This is a genomic window from Amycolatopsis kentuckyensis (genome assembly GCF_041679295.1).
Taxonomy (GTDB): Bacteria; Actinomycetota; Actinomycetes; order Mycobacteriales; family Pseudonocardiaceae; genus Amycolatopsis; species Amycolatopsis kentuckyensis_A.
In genome coordinates this window covers 70,222-88,421 of record NZ_JBGDMD010000015.1, presented here as the reverse complement: position 1 = coordinate 88,421, position 18,200 = coordinate 70,222, and the positions used below count along the sequence as shown (strand labels likewise).

Genomic DNA, 18,200 nt, shown 5'->3' with positions numbered 1-18,200 from the left:
TACCCGACCACCGGAGGCTCGCCCGGTTTACGCCGCGGCGACCTCGGGGGCCGGCGCCGGGGTCGCCCAGCGCGGCTTGACCCGCCGGAGCATCGCGGCCGAGATGACCCCGAGCAGCAGCACGACCATCGGCAGCAGCATCGTCACACGGGCCGCGTCCGTGAGTCCACTGTGGACCGCATCGGTGGCCAGCTTGCCGGCCTGCGCTGCGACTTCGGCCGGCAGCCCGGGCATCGGCGACGGCCCGCCGGCCGACCCGAACTCGCCGGTGCTCGCCGCGGCCTTCGCGATCCCTTCGGCGAACGGCGCCCGGTACTGCTCCGGCAGCTGCGTCGCCGCCTTCGCCGCTTCGTCCGCGATCGACGAACTGACCTGCGCCTGCAGCAGCACGCCGATCGCCGCGGACCCGAGCACGCCGCCGACCTGGCGGGACGTGTTGAAGATGCCCGACGCCGTCCCGGCCAGCCGGGGTTCCACCGAGCCCATCGTCATGTTGCTCATCGGCGAGAAGATGCAGCCGATCCCCAGGCCGCACACCAGCAGCGCCGGGACGAAGCTCCACGGGCTGCTGTCCGGCGACGCCTGCAGCGCGATGATCCCCAGCCCGGCCGCCAGCGCCGCCAGGCCGAACATCACCAGGTACTTGCCGTTCACCTTGTCGGACAGGTTCCCGACGAACGGCGCCACGATCCCCGACAGCAGCGACATCGGCGCGGTCAGCAGGCCCGCCATCGTCGGGGTCAGCCCGAGCACCGACTGGATGTAGATCACCAGCGGCAGGAACATGCCGGTCATCGCGAAGCCGACGGTCGTCGCCGTCAGCGTGCCCGCGGAGAAGTTGCGGTTCGCGAACACCTGCAGCGGCAGCAGCGGCTCGCGCTTGTTGTACTTCTGCCACACCAGGAACGCGATCAGCAGCAGCACGCCGGCGCCGATGATCTCGAACACCGTGATCCCGCCGAAGACCGTGCCCCAGTCGTACTGCTGCCCGTTCTGGACGCCGAACACGATGCAGAGCAGCGCCGCGCTGGAGAGGAAGATGCCCAGCAGGTCGAACGAGTGCGAGTGCTTCGGCTGCCAGTCCGGCACCAGGACCAGCGTCATCCCGATGGCGATCACGCCGATCGGCACGTTCACGTAGAAGATCCATTCCCAGCCGAAGTGGTCGACGAGCACGCCGCCCAGCAGCGGGCCGGCGATCGTCGCCAGGCCGGCGACGCCGCCCCACATGCCCATCGCCGGGCCGCGCTTGGCCGGCGGGAACAGGTGCGTGATGAACGCCAGCGTCTGCGGCGTCATCAGCGCGGCGCCGAGCCCCTGCACCGCACGCGCCGCGATGAGCATTTCGACGTTGCCGGACAGGCCGCACCACAGCGACGCGCCGGTGAACACGACCAGCCCGGCGAGGAACACCCGCTTCGGGCCGAAGCGGTCGCCGAGCCGGCTGGTGAACAGCATCGGCACGGCGTAGGTGAGCAGGTAGACGCTGATCACCCAGACGACGGAGTTCAGCCCGGCGTTCAGCTCGCGCAGCATGGTCGGGATCGCGATCGACACGATGGTCGTGTCGAGCAGGATCATGAAGAAGCCGAGGCACAGCGCGCCGAGCGCCGCCCAGGGGTTAGCTTGTCTTGCGTTCATCGTCGTCTTCCCGGGTGATGAGCGTGAGTTTCGGTTGTTCGCAGTCCTGGAACGGGATCCGTCCGGACGCGAGGTCTTCGTGCAGGCGCTCGGTCCACTCGAGCTCGAACTTCCGCTGGTCGCACTTGTACCGCCAGTCGAGCCAATAGATCGGCGGCGTCTGGTCCTCGGCGAGGCGCTCGAACACGGCCTGGTCGGCCGCGACGGCCGCGCGCAGCCGCATGATCCGGTGTTCGAGCTCGATCAGCGACGTCTCCTTGCCGAGCTCGTCGATCACGGCGAGCCCGGACAGGTACGCGGGGAACTCTTCGACGAGGTCGCCGAGCAGTTCGCGGCCGCGCTGGCTGAACTCGTCCAGGCCGGCCTGCGTCATGCCGTAGACGGTCCGTTCGGGCCGCCTGCCGTCGCGCTGGGTGTCGACGACCTCGATGAAACCACTGCGCTGCAGGCGTTCCACGGTGTGGTAGAGCGACCCGGCCTTCACGTTGACGCGGATGCTCACGTACCGCTCCCGCATCAGTGACGCCATCTCGTACGGGTGCATGGGCTTCTCGTGGAGCAGCTCCAGCACGGCGAGACCGAGCGGGGTCAGCTTGGCCGAGGCCATGATCATTGGTCCCTTCGGATGACTCCAGGTCGTTTATTCCACGTGGACTATACGGCGCAGGCCAGTGTCCGGTCCACGGCCAATCCTGTGACGGTCCGTACACAGCGCGGAGGCCCCCATGATCCCGTCATGGGGGCCTCCGCGGCTTCTCTCAGAACGGCCAGTCGGCGTTCGTCCCCGCCTCGAGCAGGGGAATCATCCGGAAGCCCTGGTCGGTCAGGCCGCCGAACACGTGCCGCGACGCGTGGTATGTCTGCTTGGCGTTCCGGGAACGCCTTGACTTCCACCCGCTTCCCCCAGATCTCGTAGGCGCGCAGCACGTCGGTCAGCGGGTTGCGTTGCCACCGCTTGAACGGAAACCGCATCCGCACGGCCTTGCCGTTCGGGTACTCGCGGACCCCGCAGCCGTGCTTGCCGGCGTAATCGCGCATGAAACCGCCGTATTCGGGATCGCCGTGGAACTCGGGGCGTCACGGATGTCATGCCGCCATCTCCGAGCATCGCCCCGACGAAGTAGCCGTCCCAGGCGTCGCCCTCGGTGCCGAAGCAGGAGGCGGTGAGCGGAGCCGGGATGCGGTCACCGACGACGAGCCCGGCGTCGAGGCGGGCCTTGGCGAACTCGGCCGCACCGACGAGCGACGCGGTCCGCAGGTTCGCCCCGGAGCGCAGCCAGCGCAGGAACCGAGCGGTCCACTGTGGATCCTCGAGCGTCGCGGCGCGGACGAGCGCGGTGTACCGCGTGTCGCGCGCTTAACCGGCGCCACCCTCGTGGGTGACCCCGGGCGCGTCGCTGCGGACGGGTGAAGTCGCGGCGGGCGCGCGTGCGGTGTTGAACTTGCTCATTTCTCCCCCTGATTTCTCGCCTGCGCACCGGGCGAGAGCAACGTCAGCCGCCGCGGCGCCTGGGCGAAACCGAATATCCGGCTGGCCATCTGGCGAGCGGGCGTTAGTTCGTGCTAAGAACTATGTATAGTCAGTTCGCAGCACGAACTACCACTGGGAGGAATCATGACGCACTTCGGCATCGGCGTCTCCACCGCGGTCGCCGCCGTCCCGAGCACCCTGGACCTCGGCGTCCAGGTCGATCGCGCCGGCTTGGACCTGCTCACCGTCTCCGATCACCCCTACCACGCCGACCGGCTCGACGCGTACGCCGAAATCGGCGTTCTGCTCGGGCGTACCGAACGGATCTCCGGCCTGGTCAGCGTCACCAACCTGCCGACGCGCCCGGCGCCGATGCTCGCGCGCACCATCACCAGCCTGTCCGCGCTCACCGGCGGGCGGATCGTGCTCGGGATGGGCGTCGGCGGCCTCTGGGACGACATCGCGCGGCTCGGGTTCACCAAGCTGACCCCCGGTCAGGCCGTCCGGGCCTTCGAAGAGGGCATCCGGCTCGTCAAAATGCTCGGCGGAGGCGGCGACCCCGTCACCTTCGACGGCGAGTTCCACCAGGTCACCGACCTGGCACCGGCAAATGAAGCGGTACCGCCGGTGTGGACCGGGTCCGTCGGGCCGAAGTCGCTCGCCGTCACCGGGCGGGTCGCCGACGGGTGGATGCCCGGGCACGCCGCCGACTGGCTCAGCGAGCGCTTCCGCACCTCGCGGCCGCTGATCGACAAGGCCGCCGTCGACGCCGGGCGCGATCCCGCCGACATCGCCACCGTCTACAACTTCCCCGGCCGCATCACCGACGCGCCGCTGCCGAAGACCCGCACCGAAGACGGACGTTGGATCGGTGGCTCGCCGGACCAGTGGATCGAGGAGCTGACCGGTGCGGTCGTGGAGCACGACGCCGCCGGGTTCGTCCTCTTCGGTCCCGGCGGCAGCACGCCCGACGCGGTGTCGGCCGCGCGCTGGGCCGGCGAGATCGTGCCCGCCGTGCGGGAAGCCGTCGCGAAGTAGGCTGGTGCGATGGGGAAACACGGGGAGGACCTCGGCGTGGTGGCCGGGCTCGTGCGGGCGTCGTTCCTGGTGAACGCCGTCTACGCCGAGTCGGCCCGCGAGTACGGGCTGACCGTCCAGCAGGGGCAGCTGCTGTGCGTGCTGATGGGCCGGCCGTACGGCATGGGCGACCTCGGCGCGACGCTCGGCCTGGAGAAATCCAGCCTGACGGGCCTGGTCGACCGCGCGGTCCGGCGCGGGCTCGTCCGCCGCGAGCCCGACCCGGACGACCGCCGCGCGGTGCACGTGGTGCTGACGGGGGAGGGGCGCGACCTGGCGGAGGAGTTCTACGCGGCGACGTGCCGGCGCGTGGACGAACTGGCGGCCGGCCTGCCCGCATCGGACCGTGACCGGCTCGCGGCGCTGCTGGGCCGGGTGGTGCGGGACAACGAGGTTCCGACTGTTTTCCTCGACGTCATCTGATCCCGACTTTCGTCGGACCGTCGCCGGGTGACAGTGGGAGCGCCCGGTTTCCCTGCCGCCGAGGAGCACCATGAAGCGCCTCATCCCGTTCGCCGTCGCTGCCCTTTTCGCCGGATTCCTCGCCCCTCCCGCGCACGCCGCAGCCGTGCACCGCGTTCTGTTCGACAACACCAAAGCCGAGACCGCCGGCAACGCCGACTGGATCGTCGGCACGTCCCAGCCCGACCCGACGGCGCAGAACTCCGCGCCGCAGAAGGAAACCGACTGGACCGGCGCGCTCTCGGCGTGGGGTGTCGCGCTGCAGAAGACCGGGCAGTACAGCGTCAAGACGCTGCCGGCCGGCAACACCATCACCTACGGCACGGGCGGCGCGCTCGACCTCCAGAACTTCGACGAATTCGTGCTGCCCGAACCGAACGTCGTGCTGAGCGCGGCCGAAAAGTCCGCCGTCATGCGGTTCGTCCAGAACGGCGGTGGCTTGTTCCTCATCTCCGACCACACCGGCAGCGACCGCAACAACGACGGCTGGGACTCCCCGGAGATCATCAACGACCTGATGACGAACAACGGCGTCGACAACACCGATCCGTTCGGCTTTTCGGTCGACCTGAAGAACATCTCCAGCGACCACCCGGTGGCCATCAGCGACACCACGAACCCCGTGCTCAACGGCGCGTTCGGCACGGTCAAGCACAGCTTGATCGCCAACGGCACGACGTTCACCCTCAAGCCGGCCGACAACCCGAACGTCAAGGGCCTCGCGTACCTGAGCACGTCGTCGCCGGGGAACTCCAACGCCTTCTTCGTGACGAGCACGTTCGGCTCCGGCCGCGTCGCGATCTGGGGCGACAGCTCGACGATCGACGACGGCACCGGCCAGTCCGGCAACACGCTCTACAACGGCTGGACGGACTCGACGGCCGACAACGCGGCCCTTGGCCTCAACGCGACCGCGTGGCTCGCGGGCAGCGGCACCACCACGCCGCCTGGTACCTGCACCGCCGGGCAGCTGCTCGGCAACCCGGGCTTCGAGTCGGGCGCGACGACGTGGACGGCGTCCTCGGGCGTGATCGGCCAGCACGGCACCGACGAACCCGCCCGCACCGGGACGTGGAGCGCCTGGCTCGACGGCTACGGCTCGGCGCACACGGACACCGTGAGCCAGACCGTGACGCTGCCGAGCGGGTGTGCGGCGTACACGTTCTCGTTCTGGCTGCACATCGACACGGCGGAGACGGGCACGACCGCGTACGACAAGCTGACCGTGAAGGCGGGCAGCACTGCGTTGGCGACGTACAGCAACCTCAATGCGGCCAGCGGGTATCAGCAGCGAAGCTTCTCGTTGTCCGCGTACGCGGGCCAGTCCGTGACGCTCAGCTTCAGCGGCGTAGAAGGCTCACAGCTGCAGACGTCCTTCGTCGTCGACGACACCGCCGTCACCGTGAGCTAGCTGGGGAAGCCCGAAGCGCGCCAAGCACCTTCGCCGGGGTGGAGCGGTCTACGCAGCGAAGCAGCGTGATCGCCCCACCACGACGTACGCGGCTTCGGCTTCTCCGGCGCCTTCGCGACCGACGCCGCGGCGACGACCGCCGTCAGCGCCGCCAGTTCGGCGTCGCTCGGGTTCCCGCGGACCACCCGCAGCAGGGGCTTGCTTTCCTCGCTCACAGCGGGATGTTCCCGTGCTTCTTGGGCGGCAGCGACTCGCGCTTGTTGCGCAGCAGCGACAGCGCCCGCGCGACGTGGCCGCGGGTGTGCGCCGGCACGATCACCGAGTCGACGTAGCCGCGCTCGGCCGCCGCGTACGGGTTGAGCAGCGTGTCCTCGTACTCCTGGATCAGCTGTGCGCGGAGGGCGTCGACGTCCTTGCCCTCGTTCGCCGCGTTGGCGAGCGTCTTGCGGTGCACGATGTTCGCCGCGCCCTGGGCGCCCATCACCGCGACCTGCGCGGTCGGCCACGCCAGGTTGATGTCGGCGCCGAGGTGCTTGGAGCCCATGACGTCGTACGCGCCGCCGTACGCCTTGCGCGTGATGATCGTGACCAGCGGGACCGTGGCTTCGGCGTAGGCGTAGATCAGCTTCGCGCCGCGGCGGATGATGCCGTTCCACTCCTGGTCGGTGCCCGGGAGGAAGCCCGGGACGTCGACGAAGGTGAGCACCGGGATGTTGAACGCGTCGCAGGTGCGGACGAACCGCGCGGCCTTCTCGGAGGCGTCGATGTCGAGGCAGCCGGCGAACTGCGTCGGCTGGTTGGCGACGACGCCGACGCTCTGGCCGTCGACGCGGCCGAAGCCGACGATGATGTTCGGCGCGAAGAGCTCGTGGACCTCGAGGAACTCGCCGTCGTCGACCACGCGGTTGATGACCTCGTGCATGTCGTACGGCGTGTTCGGCGAGTCCGGGATGAGCGTGTCGAGCTCGCGGTCGGCGTCGGTCACGTCGTCGAAGAACCCGGCGGGCGCGTCCGAGGGCTCGAACACCGGCGCGTCGGAGAGGTTGTTCTGCGGCAGGTAGGAGAGCAGTTCCTTGACGTAGGCGATGGCGTCTTCGTCGTCGTTGCCGAGGTAGTGCGCGACGCCGGACTTCGTGTTGTGGGTGCGGCCGCCGCCGAGCTCCTCGAAGGTGACGTCCTCGCCGGTGACCGTCTTGACGACGTCCGGGCCGGTGATGAACATCTGCGAGGTCTCGTCGACCATCACGACGAAGTCGGTCAGCGCGGGGGAGTAGACGTGCCCGCCGGCGTTGGCGCCCATGATCAGCGAGATCTGCGGGATGACGCCGGACGCCTTGACGTTCCGGTTGAAGATCTCGCCGTAGAGGCCGAGCGAGACGACGCCCTCCTGGATGCGCGCGCCGCCGCCCTCGTTGATGCCGATGATCGGGCGGCCGGTCTTGATCGCCAGGTCCATGACCTTGACGATCTTCTCGCCGTAGACCTCGCCGAGGCTGCCGCCGAAGACGGTGACGTCCTGGCTGAAGACGCAGACCGGGCGGCCGTCGACGGTGCCGTAGCCGGTGACGACGCCGTCGCCGTAGGGCCGGTTCTTCTCCTGGCCGAAGTTGGTCGAGCGGTGCCGGGCGAGCTCGTCGAGCTCGACGAACGAGTTCTCGTCGAGCAGCAGCTCGATGCGTTCCCGTGCGGTTTTCTTGCCCTTGGCGTGCTGCTTCTCCACCGCACGGGCCGAGCCGGCGTGCACCGCCTCGTCGTAACGGCGATACAGGTCGGCCAGCTTGCCGGCCGTGGTGTGGATGTCCGGTTCATCCTCGGGCGGCGTCCCGAGCGGCTCCGTCGCACTGCTCATTCCCGGGAGCTTAGCTACTTGCCGGTCACTTCGCGTGTGGCGTAGGCAACGTCCCTGGAGATCCGGACGCTGGGAGCGGCGCGATCGCGGCGCAAACGCTTGCGCCAGGGCTCACCGACTTGGGGTCGGGAGCGCGGGCTGCGCCCGGGACGGCCGGCACCTCGCCTGGTCTGGGCTAGAGGGCGGGCTCGGGGGTTCCCGTGATCGCGGCCTGTTCCGCGCCCGTGATGCCGAATTCGATCGTCTTCGCGATCCAGTAGGCGCTGAACACCCAAAGCCCGGCGGCTTCCACCCAGAAAAGGTTGACCCAGCCGGCCAAGTCGAAAACGCCGATCAAGGCGGGCAGCACGATCATCAGCACGCCGATCGTGCGGTACGTGATGCGGAAGACCTTCCGTTTACCCGGCGGGAGCAAGCCGATCGTGTTGTTCGCGCAGAAAATGGCGGTCAAGCCGATGCAGACGAAGGTGATGATCGCGAAGACCGCGTGGCCGACCGGGAAGGTGAACTCGGCGGGCGGCCTGCCGTCGGGCACCGCGCACGGCAGCATGGCGACCAGGACCGCGCTGACCCCCGCGACGTTCAGCAACCAGTTCTCGAGTGGGGTGAAAATCTTGTACAGGACCATGAAGGTCCCCGTGGTGACCAGGGCGCCGACGAACACGTCCCGCAGCGGCGTGTGGTAGTAGCCGCTGATCGAGTCCGGCTGGGGGAGGCTGTCGGTCAGCGGGCCGACGAAGAGCAGGAAAAAGGGGAGCAGGAAGGCGATACCCGCCATTCCCCAACGCAAGGCGTAGTACGTTTTGGCGATGTAGGACCGCAGGGTTTCGCTGTTCGGTGGAATGTTCATGGCCGGCACCTCGATATCTCGTGTGCCGGTGAGTCGCCCGCGGCGCGATCGCGGTTACGTCATTTACTCCGCTGACAGCCGAATGGAAACACTCCCGTTACTGCGCCGAGGGTCTGATCAATCCCGACTCGTACGCCGCGATCACCAGCTGCGCCCGGTCCCGCGCCGCCAGCTTGTGCAGCAGCCTGCCGATGTGGGTCTTCACCGTCGCGATCCCCAAGTGCAGCCGCGCCGCGATCTCGTCGTTCGACAACCCGCGCGCGATCAACGCCAGTACCTCCTGCTCCCGCGCCGTCACCCCCTCCAGCCGCTTCACCGGCCCCGTCGGCAGCCGCGCGAACTCCGCCACCAGCCGCCGCGTCACCGATGGCGCCAACAGCGCCTCGCCGGACGCCACGATCGAGATCGCCGACAGCAGGTCCGCCGGCCGCGTGTCCTTCAGCAGGAACCCGCTCGCCCCCGCGCGCAACGCCGCGTACACGTACTCGTCCAGGTCGAACGTCGTCAGCATCAGGACCCGGACCTCCGACCCGGCGCAGATCCGGCGCGTCGCCTCGATGCCGTCCATCGACGGCATGCGGACGTCCATCAACACGACGTCCGGGGCGAACCGCCGGGCCAGCGCCACCGCCTCGACGCCGTCCGAAGCCTCGCCGACCACCTCCAGGCCCGGTGCGCTGTCGACCAGCACGCGGAAGCTTCCGCGCAGCAACGCCTGGTCGTCGGCGATCAGGACGCGGGTCATCAAGCCACCGCCGTCTCGTAGGGGAGCCGTGCGAACACGCGGAAACCGGGGTCGGCCGGGCCGGCGGAGAACTCGCCGCCGTAGACCGCCACGCGCTCGCGCATGCCGATCAGCCCGTGGCCCGGCGTCGCGGATCCGCCGCGGCCGTCGTCGCGGACCTCGATCGTCACCTCGCCGTCGGACCCGGTGACGCGGATGTGGCACGTCGCCGCGCTCGCGTGCTTGACCACGTTGGTCAGCGCCTCCTGGACGATCCGGTACACCGACTGGCCGACGCCGCCCGGCAGTTCCTCGAGACCGTCGACGGCGAGGGCGACGGCCAAAGCACCCGCCTGTTCCGCGCGTTCGGTGAGCGCGCGCAGGTCGTCGAGCGTCGGGGCGGGCGCCAGGGCCGGGACGCCGGTGCCGTCGCGCAGCACGCCGAGCATCCGCCGCAGCTCGGCCAGGGTCTCGCGGCTGGTGTCTTCGATGACGCGCAACGCTTCGCGCGCTTCGGCGGGCTGCTCCAGCGCGACGTGGTTGCCGACCGCCGCCTTCACCGCGATCAGGCTCATGCTGTGCGCGACGACGTCGTGCATCTCGCGCGCGATCCGCAGCCGTTCCGCCGAAACCGCCTCCCGCGCGTGGTTTTCCCGCTCGGCCGCGGCGTATTCGCGACGGCCGTGGACGGCGATGCCGAGCGCGAACCCGACGATCAGCGCCGACACCCCGAAGTTCACGGTGGTGGCGACGCTCGGGTTCGGCACCGCGACGCCGAGCAGGCCGACCGCGAGCAACCCGGCCACGAACCCGACCCTTGACGCCCGGCTGCCCCGCGCGACGACGAACGTGTAGAGCGCGCACCCGGCCCCGACGACGGCGACCGCGAGCACCGGCCCGCCGATCGGGATGGCCGCCGCGGTCAGCACGAGGGAGAGGATGTACGCGGGCCGCGGCCACCAGCGCCGCAGCAGGATCGGGCTGACGCTCGTCAGCAGGATCGTCCAGCCCAGCCAGCCGGGCAGCCACGGCGGCAGCGCCCACGCCCCGGCGGCGAGGTTGCCGCCGGCCCCGAACGCCAGCACCACGACCGCGAGCGCGTCCAGCGCCACGCGAATTCGCATGGACCGAACGTAATGCGCCACGCGCGCGCCCCGCGTCAACCCTGGGTCGGACGCTCCGCGTAGTGCTTCTTCACGGCCTCGACGCGGTCGGCCGGCCAGTCCGGCAGGTCGACGCCGTGCGTCGCGGCGAACAGCTTGTCGAGCTGCTCGTGCCGCCGCGCCAGTTGAGCGGGGACGTCCGCTTCCGCCGCTTCGGTGAGTTCGACGCGGGTGCCGTCGAGGGGATCCTGCAGCACGTGCCAGCCGGGCTCGTCCGGCAGCAGCGCGCGGACTTCCTCCACCGGCTTCCAGACCAGATCACGGCGGAAGCGGATCGTCCCGTCGCCGAGCACTTCCCCATAGCCGAGACCGAATTCGTCCACATAGGACGCCATCCGGGCGTGCCAGTCCGTCGGCTGCTCGGCGTCCCGGCCGGACAGCCGCGCGTCGAGCGCGTCGAGGCAGACGTCCCAGCCGGCGGCGGTGCGGCCCGCGGCCAGCTTCGCGATCGCCGGTTCGCCGCGGCCGAAGGTGTGCGTGAACTCCAGGAGGCTGCCGTCGCCGTCCGGGGTGATGAGCCAGCGCAGGGTGTCGTCGTTCCAGACGAAGGTGAACTCGCGCGGCGGTTCGGCCGTGACGACCCGGCCGGTCGTCGAGGTGTCCTCGCCGGGGAAGGTGAACCGGATGGCGCCGCCGGCCCGCAGCTCGACGTCGACCTTCGCCGGGAACCAGTGCTCGAGCTCGCCCGGGTCGGTGATGGCGCGCCAGACCTGCTCGGGCGCGTGCTTCAGCCGGCGTTCCAGCCGGAGGGCGGGGCGTTCCTCGTCGGTCAGCAGTTTCGCGGGCATGCCTGTATATAACCACCGAGGCATATACGGGTCAAGCGCCGCGGACGGCGGCGACCGCGGCGGTGAGCTCCGGGTCGCTCGCGGCCTTGTCCAGCGAGGTCCGCAGCACCGCGCAGTACGTGGGCTCGGTTTCGGCGTAGCGCTTGCGGCCGGCGTCGGTGATCACCGAGTAGACGCCGCGGCGGTCGTCTTCGCACAGGTCGCGGATGGTCAGGCCGGCGTCCTCGAGGCGCGCGCACATCCGGCTGACCGAGCTCTGGTTGAGCCCGATCGCCTCGGCGAGCTCCTGCATCCGCAGGCCGCCGCGCGGGCCCGCGACCAGCTTGCCGAGCGCGCGGTACTCGGAAAGGCCGAGCCCGTGGCGCCGCTGCAGCGCCTTGCCCAGTTCCTGCTCGATGCGGGCGTGCAGCACGAGCATGCGGCCCCAGGACTGTTCGTCGACGGTCATTTCCCGCCCTCCTCTTGACGCCAGGATAGTCCATGGGCAGTCTTTATATGTACATGCAAGTAACTGAGGGGATCTACGATGACGCGGAACTTCCTCTTCCTGGTCGGCGCGGCGCGGGCCGGCGGGAACACCGAGATGCTGGCCCGGCGGGCGGCGAAGGAGCTGCCCTCCGACGTCGAGCAGCGGTGGCTCCGGCTGCCCGAGCTGCCGCTGCCGCCGTTCGAGGACCGCCGCCACGGCGCCGGCTCGCACCCGGCGCCCGGCGAGAACGAGCAGCTGCTGATGGACGCGACCTTCGCGGCGACCGACCTCGTGATCGTGTCGCCGGTGTACTGGTACTCGGTCGCGGCGAGCGTGAAGCTCTACCTGGACTACTGGTCCGGCTGGATGCGGCTGCCGGTCGAGTTCAAGCCGAAGATGCGCGGCAAGACGCTGTGGGGCGTGAGTGTCCTCAGCGAGACGGCGCGCGAAGCCCAGCCGCTGATCGGCACGCTGGAGCTGTGTGCGGAGTACCTGGCCATGAACTGGGGCGGGGTGCTCCTGGGCAACGGCAGCCGTCCCGGCGACGTGCTCCTCGACGCCGACGCGATGTCGGCGGCCTCGACGTTCTTCGCCGGTGCGGACCTCGTCACCGCGTAAGGACGTCCTGCGCGATCAGGCGCAGGCCGCGCACCAGGTCGGCGCCCGAGGGGGCGCGGTCCGGGTCGATCAGCCACTGGAGCATCACGCCCGACAGCAGGGCCTGGTGCACGGTGCCGACGGCCCGGGCCTCGTCGCTCCCGTCGTCGAGACCCTGGAAGAGGTTCGCCAGGCCGAAGCGGGCCAGCTCCAGTGCGTTCGCCAGCTGCGCGCGCACCTCGGGGTCCAGGTCCGGCTGGGAGTACGCCTCCATGCTCACCGCCCACATCCGGCGGTGCTGCTCGAACGACTCGATGACGCGGCGCCAGATCAGCTCGAACCGCTCGGCGGGTGACGCGCCCGCGGGCGTCTCGACCTGCAGCACCTTGGCCAGCGTCTCACCCCACTCTTCGTTCGCTTCGATCAGCGCGGTGTTGAGCAGGGCTTCCCGTGAGCCGAAGTGGTAGCCGATCGCGGCCATGCTGACGTCCGCTGCGGAGGCCAGGTCGCGCACGGTCGTGCGGGCGTAGCCCTTGTCGTTGAGACAGCGCTTCGCGCCGGCCAGCAGTGCTTCCTTGTTGCCCATGCCGACAGCCTAGCACGAACGCCTTAGGCGATCGTCTTGCGCGATCGCCCAAATCGCGGTTATGGTTCTCGGCATGACGAACCGACGAGTCCTCATCTCCGGCGCCGGCGTGGCCGGCCCCGCCCTTGCCTTCTGGCTGCGCCGCCACGGCTTCACGCCGACCGTCGTCGAGCGCGTCTCCGGCCTGCGCGACGGCGGCTACGCGGTCGACTTCCGCGGCGCGTCGCTGCGGGTCCTCGATCGGATGGGCCTGCTGGCGCAGGTCGAAGCGGCGGCGACCCGGATGGGCGAAGTGACCTATGTGGACGGTGCCGACCGGCCGCTGGCCGTGACGCCGGCGTCCTTCCAGAGCGGCGAGCTGGAGATCCTGCGCGGCGACCTGACGCGAATCCTGTTCGACGCCACGAAGGACGACGTCGAGTACGTCTTCGGCGACTCGATCACGGGCATCGCCGAGCGCGGTGACGGCGTCACGGTCGCGTTCGAAAACGGCGCGCCGCGAGAGTTCGACCTGGTCGTCGGCGCCGACGGGCTGCACTCGGCCGTGCGCTCGCTGGTGTTCGGCGACGAATCCTGGTACCGCCGCGACCTCGGTTACTACGTCTCCATTGGCACGGTGCCGAACCACCTCGGCCTCGACCACGCCGGCCGGTTCTACAACGAGCCCAACCGCACGGTCGGCGTCTACAGCGCGCGGGACAACGCCGAGGCGAAGGCGCTGTTCTGGTTCGGCGCGGACTCGCTCGGCTACGACCACCGCGACGTCGCGCAGCAGCGCCGGATCGTCGAGGAGAAGTTCGGCGACGTCGGGTGGGAGACGCCCACGCTGCTCGCCGCTCTCCGTGAGGCACCGGACTTCTACTTCGACTCGGCCAGCCAGATCGTGCTCGACACGTACTCACGCGGCCGCGTCGCGCTGGTCGGCGACGCCGCGTACTGCGCCTCGCCGCTTTCGGGCATGGGGACGAGCCTCGCGATCGTCGGCGCGTACGTGCTGGCGGGCGAGCTGGCGGCGGCTCGGGGCGACCACGTCATGGCGTTCCGCGCGTACGAAACCGAGATGCGCGGCTTCGTCGACGCGTGCCAGAAACTGGCCCAGGGCAACGGGAAGTGGTTCGTCCCGCCGACCCGCGGCTGGATCCGGCTGCGCAACCTCAACTACAGGCTGCTGCCGTACCTGCCGTGGCGCAAGGTGATCGAGCAGCTGCCGCTCAAGGCGGGCAACGCGATCACGCTGAAGGAGTATGCGGGGGCGCCGGTGTGACGCCGCGGCGCTTCGCGATGCCGGTCATGTTCTCCTCGCCCCAGTCGCCCAGCGGCAGCAGCGCGGTGTTCAGCCGCTGACCCAGCTCGGTCAGCGAGTACTCGACCTTCGGCGGGATCTCGTGGAACACCTCGCGGTGCACGACTTCGTCCGCCTCCAGCTCCCGCAGCGCCTGGATGAGCATCTTCTCGCTGATGCCGGCCACCTTCCGCTTCAGCTCGCCGAACCGCAGCGGCTCGGCGTGCAGCGCCCAGAGGATCAGCGCCTTCCAGCGGCCGCCGACCACGTCGATCGCCGCGTCCAGTCCGCAGCGGTAGGTTCTCGCCAGCATCCAGGATCCTTACGTTTTGGTGGGTACCTGACTTATTAGTCGGTACTTGTCCATCGTAAAGCGCGTCAGCAGCATGATCGCCATGGGAGAAAGCAAGAAACAGGTGGGCGTGCTCGGCCTCGGGCGGATGGGCGCCGCCCTCGCCGGAGCGCTGCTGGGGGCGGGCCACGACGTCGTGGTGTGGAACCGGTCGCCGCTCAAGGCGGGACCGCTGCTCGACCGCGGCGCGCGTCTCGCGGCGTCGCCCGCGGAGGTGGCCTCGGCGGACGTCGTCCTCAGCTGTCTGTCCACATACGACACTCAACGGCCGGTGCTCGAAGTGGCCTCGCCGAAGGTGCTGGTCAACTTGACTTCGGGGACGCCCGCGGAAGCTCGCTCGGCCGCCTCGTGGGCGTCGTCGGCGGGTATCGAGTACGTGGACGGCGTGATCATGGCCGTCCCGCAGGGCATCGGGACTCCCGCCGCGCGAGTTCTGTACTCCGGTTCGCCGGCGACGTTCGACGGTCAGCGCGACGTGCTGACGGTGCTGGGGGAGCCGGTGTTCCTCGGCGAAGACGCCGGGCTGGCGGCGCTGTACGACCTGGCGCTGCTGGGCATCATGTGGTCGACGATGGCCGGGTACCTGCACGCGCTGGCGCTGGTCGGCACGGAAGGCGTGGCGCCGTCGACGTTCACGCCGATGGCGTTGTCGTGGCTTTCGGCGGTCGAAGGATTCCTGCCGGGGATCGGTGCGCAGGTGGCGAGCGGTGATTACGAAACGGATGTGTCGGCGTTGGACATCAACGCGGCCGGGCTGGGGCTGCTGGTGGAGACGAGCCGCGCGCAGGGCATCGGGGCGTCGGTACCCGCGGCGGTGCAGGAGTTGTTCGATCGCGCGGTGGCTTCCGGCCACGGCGCGCACGCGATCGCGAGCGTCATCGAGGAGATCCGGTGAGGTATTCGGGCAAGAAGGCGGTCGTCACGGGCGGCACGCACGGAATGGGCCTGGCGGTGGTGCGCGCGTTGCTCGACGGCGGCGCGGAGGTCCTGGCGACGGGCCGCGACGTCTCGGGCCTGGACATCCCGGGGGCGCACCTGGTGTCCTCGGACGCTGCGTCGCTGGCGGACATCGACTCGCTGGCCACGGTCGCTCTCGACCGGCTCGGGGCGGTGGACCTGGTGTTCATCAACGTCGGGTTCGCCACACTGACGCCGTATTCCGAGGCAACGCCGGAGATCTACGACCGCACGTTCGACGTGAACGCGAAGGGCGCGTACTTCACGGCCCAACGGCTGGCGGGGCTGGTCCGGCCCGGCGGATCTTTCGTGTTCACGACCTCGGTGGCGGCCGGGGCGGGAATAGCAGGGATGGGCCCGTATTCGGCGGCGAAGGCGGCGGTCAGGTCGTTCGCGCTGACGTACGCGGCCGAGCTGGCACCGCGCGGGATCCGGGTGAACGTGGTCAGCCCGGGCTACACGGACACCCCGACGATGGGCGTGACGGGAGTGCCCGCTTCGGTACTGGCGGCGTTCAAGCAAGCGGGCGACGAGGTGACGCCGCTGAAGAGGCACGCGACGGTCGAGGAAGTGGCGGCGGCGGTGTTGTTCTTGGCGTTCGAGGCAACGTTCACAACGGGAGCGGACTTGCCAGTGGACGGCGGCTTGGGCCAGCGGCTCACCCTGCCGGCCTGAGGTGAACTCCCAAGCCCGTCGCGCCTGCGGCGTGCTCGGGGCGCAGCACCAGGTCGTCGTCGTAGTCGCCGCCGTTCTGCGTGCGGAACGGGATCGGGTGCGCCGTCTCCAGCGTGCTCAGGCGCGTGCGCAGCCTTTCCCTCGCTTCGGCGAACTGCTCGGCCGGCAGCCGGTCGGCGCCGTACACCGGGACCGGTGTCAGGACTGACATTCCGGCGTAGAACAGCGTTCCGTGGTGCAGCGGCCACAGGACCTCGTTCAGCTCGCCGTTCACCCCGCGCGGGCCCATGGCCGGCTCGCGGGCTCCCGCGGTGAGCACCACCATCGCGCGCTTGCCTGCGAGGCGGCCTTCGCCGTAGCGTGCCGTGCGGCCGTCCTCGGCGCGGACGCCGTAGCCGAAACCCTTCACGAACACGCGGTCGAACCAGCCCTTCAGGATCGCGGGCAGGCCGTACCACCACAGCGGGAACTGCACGACGAGCGCGTCCGCCCAGTCGAGTTTCTCCTGCTCCGCCACGATGTCCGGGCTCAGCTCGCCGTTCGCGTGCGCGCGGGCCGACGTCGCTCCGATGATCAGCCGCTCGTCGCCGGCCTCCGCGCCGAAGTCGGCCGCGTCGACCACCGGGTTCCACTTCATCGCGTACAAGTCCGACTCGCAGACGTCGTGACCGAGTTCGCGGAGCGTCCGGACGCCGTCGTCGCGGAGGGCACTGCTCAGCGAGCGTGGCTCGGGATGCGCGAAAACCCACAACACGTTCATGACCTCGATGGTCAGGCCGGCCACTCGTTCGATCGAGTGGCCTGATAGCCAACATGTGTAAGAATCGAGCCATGGCCGAATTCGCGCACCCGGACCGTCACCACGTCGCCGTGCTGGTCAGGCACGGCATGCTGGTGATGGAGCTGGGCATCGTCCACCGGCTGTTCGGGCAGGCGCGCTCGGCGTCGGGCGAGCCGCTGTACGAGGTCGTGACCTGCGCCCTCGAACCCGGCCCGGTCCGCACCGACTCGGACTTCACCATCCCGATCGACCGCGGGCCCGAGGTGCTGGCCGAGGCCGACACAGTGATCGTCCCCGCGTCCCGGGCCGAATACGAACCTTTGGCGCACGTGCTGACCCCACCGCTCGCGGCTGCGATGGACCGCATCCCGGCGGACGCGCGGATCGCGTCGATCTGCACCGGCGCGTTCGTGCTCGCCGCGGCCGGCCTCCTCGACGGCCGCCGCGCGACCACCCACTGGCGCTCCGCCGACGAGCTCCAGAACCGGTTCCCGGCGGTCGAAGTCGATCCGTGCGTCCTCTACACCGACGACGGCAACGTCCTGACGTCCGCCGGCGTCGCGTCGGGCATCGACTTGGTGCTGCACATGATCCGCCACGACCACGGCGCGGCCGTCGCCAACGAGGTCGCCCGCGGCACGGTCGTCTCCCCGCACCGCGAAGGCGGCCAGGCCCAGTTCGTCCGGCGGCCGGTGCCGGAGCCGCGCACGTCGTCGACGAAGGCGGCCCGCGCGTGGGCGCTGGAGAACCTGCACCGCCCGTTGACGCTGCGCGAGCTCGCCGCCCGCGAGGCGATGAGCACCCGGACGTTCACCCGCCGCTTCCGCGAGGAGGTCGGCATCTCGGCGCTGCAATGGCTGACGCAGCAACGGATCGAGCGCGCCCGCCAGCTGCTGGAGGAGTCGGACCTCCCGGTCGACCGCGTGGCGGCCGAAGCCGGTTTCGGCACGGCGGCCTCGCTGCGCCAGCACTTCCAGGCCGCGCTCGGGGTGTCGCCGAGCGCGTACCGGTCGACGTTCCGCGGCGAACTGGCGGCGCAGGCGGGCTGAAGTTCCGCCGCCGGTG

Annotated in this window: 20 protein-coding genes and 1 pseudogene; 8 read left to right on the top strand and 13 right to left on the bottom strand. The window is 70.0% G+C overall.

Going from position 1 to position 18,200, the window contains the following annotated elements; all coding sequences use genetic code 11:
- Nucleotides 1–27: 27 nt before the first annotated feature.
- The 3 genes and pseudogenes from ACERZO_RS44675 to ACERZO_RS44665 all read right to left on the bottom strand — a co-directional run.
- Complete coding sequence (locus ACERZO_RS44675) at nucleotides 28–1,641, bottom strand: DHA2 family efflux MFS transporter permease subunit (protein WP_372672059.1); 1,614 nt, start codon at nucleotides 1,639–1,641, stop codon at nucleotides 28–30.
- Complete coding sequence (locus ACERZO_RS44670; RefSeq protein ID WP_372672058.1) at nucleotides 1,622–2,248, bottom strand: PadR family transcriptional regulator; 627 nt, start codon at nucleotides 2,246–2,248, stop codon at nucleotides 1,622–1,624. Before ACERZO_RS44670 ends, ACERZO_RS44675 begins: the two co-directional genes overlap by 20 nt.
- A gap of 588 nt (nucleotides 2,249–2,836) precedes the next feature.
- Nucleotides 2,837–3,091: pseudogene (locus ACERZO_RS44665) on the bottom strand (TROVE domain-containing protein); the annotation flags it as partial.
- A 165-nt stretch (nucleotides 3,092–3,256) separates the two neighbouring features.
- Between ACERZO_RS44665 and ACERZO_RS44660 the strand changes: the two are divergent.
- From ACERZO_RS44660 to ACERZO_RS44650, 3 genes are all read left to right on the top strand, one after another.
- A complete protein-coding gene (locus tag ACERZO_RS44660) occupies nucleotides 3,257–4,150 on the top strand; it encodes an LLM class flavin-dependent oxidoreductase (protein WP_372672057.1) in 894 nt (297 codons plus the stop codon).
- 9 nt (nucleotides 4,151–4,159) lie between these two features.
- Entirely contained in the window at nucleotides 4,160–4,612 is a 453-nt protein-coding gene (locus ACERZO_RS44655) for a MarR family winged helix-turn-helix transcriptional regulator (RefSeq protein ID WP_372672056.1), read from the top strand.
- 70 nt (nucleotides 4,613–4,682) lie between these two features.
- Nucleotides 4,683–6,062, top strand: a complete 1,380-nt coding sequence (locus tag ACERZO_RS44650; protein ID WP_372672055.1) for a hypothetical protein — start codon at nucleotides 4,683–4,685, stop codon at nucleotides 6,060–6,062.
- Here the strand turns inward: ACERZO_RS44650 and ACERZO_RS44645 are convergent.
- The 7 genes from ACERZO_RS44645 to ACERZO_RS44615 all read right to left on the bottom strand — a co-directional run bounded on the left by ACERZO_RS44645 (nucleotide 6,059) and on the right by ACERZO_RS44615 (nucleotide 11,884).
- Nucleotides 6,059–6,277 carry an acyl-CoA carboxylase subunit epsilon gene (locus ACERZO_RS44645; protein ID WP_372672054.1) on the bottom strand — a complete coding sequence of 73 codons (219 nt, stop codon included), beginning with the start codon at nucleotides 6,275–6,277 and terminating at the stop codon, nucleotides 6,059–6,061. The two genes, ACERZO_RS44650 and ACERZO_RS44645, sit on opposite strands and share 4 nt — an antisense overlap.
- Nucleotides 6,274–7,911, bottom strand: a complete 1,638-nt coding sequence (locus tag ACERZO_RS44640; RefSeq protein ID WP_372672053.1) for an acyl-CoA carboxylase subunit beta — start codon at nucleotides 7,909–7,911, stop codon at nucleotides 6,274–6,276. Before ACERZO_RS44640 ends, ACERZO_RS44645 begins: the two co-directional genes overlap by 4 nt.
- Nucleotides 7,912–8,086: 175 nt before the next feature.
- Nucleotides 8,087–8,770 carry a hypothetical protein gene (locus tag ACERZO_RS44635; protein ID WP_372672052.1) on the bottom strand — a complete coding sequence of 228 codons (684 nt, stop codon included), beginning with the start codon at nucleotides 8,768–8,770 and terminating at the stop codon, nucleotides 8,087–8,089.
- Nucleotides 8,771–8,858: 88 nt separating this feature from the next.
- A complete protein-coding gene (locus tag ACERZO_RS44630) occupies nucleotides 8,859–9,506 on the bottom strand; it encodes a response regulator (protein WP_372672051.1) in 648 nt (215 codons plus the stop codon).
- Complete coding sequence (locus tag ACERZO_RS44625) at nucleotides 9,506–10,609, bottom strand: sensor histidine kinase (protein ID WP_372672050.1); 1,104 nt, start codon at nucleotides 10,607–10,609, stop codon at nucleotides 9,506–9,508. The genes ACERZO_RS44630 and ACERZO_RS44625 overlap by 1 nt, the downstream gene beginning before the upstream one ends.
- Before the next feature lie 35 nt (nucleotides 10,610–10,644).
- Nucleotides 10,645–11,436, bottom strand: coding sequence for an SRPBCC family protein (locus ACERZO_RS44620; RefSeq protein WP_372672049.1), 792 nt, complete (start codon nucleotides 11,434–11,436; stop codon nucleotides 10,645–10,647).
- Between the two features lie 31 nt (nucleotides 11,437–11,467).
- The gene (locus tag ACERZO_RS44615) at nucleotides 11,468–11,884 is read right to left on the bottom strand and encodes a MarR family winged helix-turn-helix transcriptional regulator (protein ID WP_372672048.1); all 417 of its coding nucleotides are present in this window, start codon (nucleotides 11,882–11,884) and stop codon (nucleotides 11,468–11,470) included.
- Between the two features lie 78 nt (nucleotides 11,885–11,962).
- Between ACERZO_RS44615 and ACERZO_RS44610 the strand changes: the two genes are divergently transcribed.
- Nucleotides 11,963–12,523 carry a flavodoxin family protein gene (locus ACERZO_RS44610; RefSeq protein WP_372672047.1) on the top strand — a complete coding sequence of 187 codons (561 nt, stop codon included), beginning with the start codon at nucleotides 11,963–11,965 and terminating at the stop codon, nucleotides 12,521–12,523.
- Here ACERZO_RS44610 and ACERZO_RS44605 read toward each other — a convergent pair.
- On the bottom strand, nucleotides 12,513–13,088 hold the full coding sequence (locus ACERZO_RS44605) for a TetR/AcrR family transcriptional regulator (RefSeq protein WP_372672046.1): 576 nt from the start codon (nucleotides 13,086–13,088) through the stop codon (nucleotides 12,513–12,515). The two genes, ACERZO_RS44610 and ACERZO_RS44605, sit on opposite strands and share 11 nt — an antisense overlap.
- A 73-nt stretch (nucleotides 13,089–13,161) precedes the next feature.
- Between ACERZO_RS44605 and ACERZO_RS44600 the strand changes: the two genes are divergently transcribed.
- Nucleotides 13,162–14,352, top strand: coding sequence for an FAD-dependent monooxygenase (locus ACERZO_RS44600; protein ID WP_372672045.1), 1,191 nt, complete (start codon nucleotides 13,162–13,164; stop codon nucleotides 14,350–14,352).
- On the opposite strand, the gene ACERZO_RS44595 is transcribed toward ACERZO_RS44600, so the two are convergent.
- Nucleotides 14,318–14,683, bottom strand: a complete 366-nt coding sequence (locus tag ACERZO_RS44595) for a winged helix-turn-helix transcriptional regulator (protein WP_372672044.1) — start codon at nucleotides 14,681–14,683, stop codon at nucleotides 14,318–14,320. The two genes, ACERZO_RS44600 and ACERZO_RS44595, sit on opposite strands and share 35 nt — an antisense overlap.
- Nucleotides 14,684–14,765: 82 nt before the next feature.
- On the opposite strand from ACERZO_RS44595, the gene ACERZO_RS44590 reads away from it, so the two are divergent.
- Entirely contained in the window at nucleotides 14,766–15,617 is an 852-nt protein-coding gene (locus tag ACERZO_RS44590) for an NAD(P)-dependent oxidoreductase (RefSeq protein WP_372672043.1), read from the top strand.
- Nucleotides 15,614–16,354: an SDR family NAD(P)-dependent oxidoreductase gene (locus tag ACERZO_RS44585; RefSeq protein ID WP_372672042.1), complete on the top strand. Its 741-nt coding sequence runs from the start codon at nucleotides 15,614–15,616 to the stop codon at nucleotides 16,352–16,354. Before ACERZO_RS44590 ends, ACERZO_RS44585 begins: the two co-directional genes overlap by 4 nt.
- Here the strand turns inward: ACERZO_RS44585 and ACERZO_RS44580 are convergent.
- The gene (locus ACERZO_RS44580) at nucleotides 16,338–17,114 is read right to left on the bottom strand and encodes an NAD(P)H-dependent oxidoreductase (RefSeq protein WP_372672041.1); all 777 of its coding nucleotides are present in this window, start codon (nucleotides 17,112–17,114) and stop codon (nucleotides 16,338–16,340) included. The two genes, ACERZO_RS44585 and ACERZO_RS44580, sit on opposite strands and share 17 nt — an antisense overlap.
- A gap of 71 nt (nucleotides 17,115–17,185) precedes the next feature.
- Between ACERZO_RS44580 and ACERZO_RS44575 the strand changes: the two genes are divergently transcribed.
- Nucleotides 17,186–18,184, top strand: coding sequence for a GlxA family transcriptional regulator (locus ACERZO_RS44575; RefSeq protein ID WP_372672040.1), 999 nt, complete (start codon nucleotides 17,186–17,188; stop codon nucleotides 18,182–18,184).
- Nucleotides 18,185–18,200 lie beyond the last annotated feature (16 nt).

What these genes read in the sequence shown, in the direction of transcription:
- ACERZO_RS44595 (WP_372672044.1), bottom strand. Translation starts at nt 14,683, where the DNA reads ATGCTGGCGAGAACCTACCGCTGCGGACTGGACGCGGCGATCGACGTG.
- ACERZO_RS44640 (WP_372672053.1), bottom strand. Translation starts at nt 7,911, where the DNA reads ATGAGCAGTGCGACGGAGCCGCTCGGGACGCCGCCCGAGGATGAACCG.
- ACERZO_RS44590 (WP_372672043.1), top strand. Translation starts at nt 14,766, where the DNA reads ATGGGAGAAAGCAAGAAACAGGTGGGCGTGCTCGGCCTCGGGCGGATG.
- ACERZO_RS44675 (WP_372672059.1), bottom strand. Translation starts at nt 1,641, where the DNA reads ATGAACGCAAGACAAGCTAACCCCTGGGCGGCGCTCGGCGCGCTGTGC.
- ACERZO_RS44610 (WP_372672047.1), top strand. Translation starts at nt 11,963, where the DNA reads ATGACGCGGAACTTCCTCTTCCTGGTCGGCGCGGCGCGGGCCGGCGGG.
- ACERZO_RS44605 (WP_372672046.1), bottom strand. Translation starts at nt 13,088, where the DNA reads ATGGGCAACAAGGAAGCACTGCTGGCCGGCGCGAAGCGCTGTCTCAAC.
- ACERZO_RS44620 (WP_372672049.1), bottom strand. Translation starts at nt 11,436, where the DNA reads ATGCCCGCGAAACTGCTGACCGACGAGGAACGCCCCGCCCTCCGGCTG.
- ACERZO_RS44625 (WP_372672050.1), bottom strand. Translation starts at nt 10,609, where the DNA reads ATGCGAATTCGCGTGGCGCTGGACGCGCTCGCGGTCGTGGTGCTGGCG.
- ACERZO_RS44655 (WP_372672056.1), top strand. Translation starts at nt 4,160, where the DNA reads ATGGGGAAACACGGGGAGGACCTCGGCGTGGTGGCCGGGCTCGTGCGG.
- ACERZO_RS44615 (WP_372672048.1), bottom strand. Translation starts at nt 11,884, where the DNA reads ATGACCGTCGACGAACAGTCCTGGGGCCGCATGCTCGTGCTGCACGCC.
- ACERZO_RS44670 (WP_372672058.1), bottom strand. Translation starts at nt 2,248, where the DNA reads ATGGCCTCGGCCAAGCTGACCCCGCTCGGTCTCGCCGTGCTGGAGCTG.
- ACERZO_RS44660 (WP_372672057.1), top strand. Translation starts at nt 3,257, where the DNA reads ATGACGCACTTCGGCATCGGCGTCTCCACCGCGGTCGCCGCCGTCCCG.
- ACERZO_RS44580 (WP_372672041.1), bottom strand. Translation starts at nt 17,114, where the DNA reads ATGAACGTGTTGTGGGTTTTCGCGCATCCCGAGCCACGCTCGCTGAGC.
- ACERZO_RS44600 (WP_372672045.1), top strand. Translation starts at nt 13,162, where the DNA reads ATGACGAACCGACGAGTCCTCATCTCCGGCGCCGGCGTGGCCGGCCCC.
- ACERZO_RS44575 (WP_372672040.1), top strand. Translation starts at nt 17,186, where the DNA reads ATGGCCGAATTCGCGCACCCGGACCGTCACCACGTCGCCGTGCTGGTC.
- ACERZO_RS44650 (WP_372672055.1), top strand. Translation starts at nt 4,683, where the DNA reads ATGAAGCGCCTCATCCCGTTCGCCGTCGCTGCCCTTTTCGCCGGATTC.
- ACERZO_RS44630 (WP_372672051.1), bottom strand. Translation starts at nt 9,506, where the DNA reads ATGACCCGCGTCCTGATCGCCGACGACCAGGCGTTGCTGCGCGGAAGC.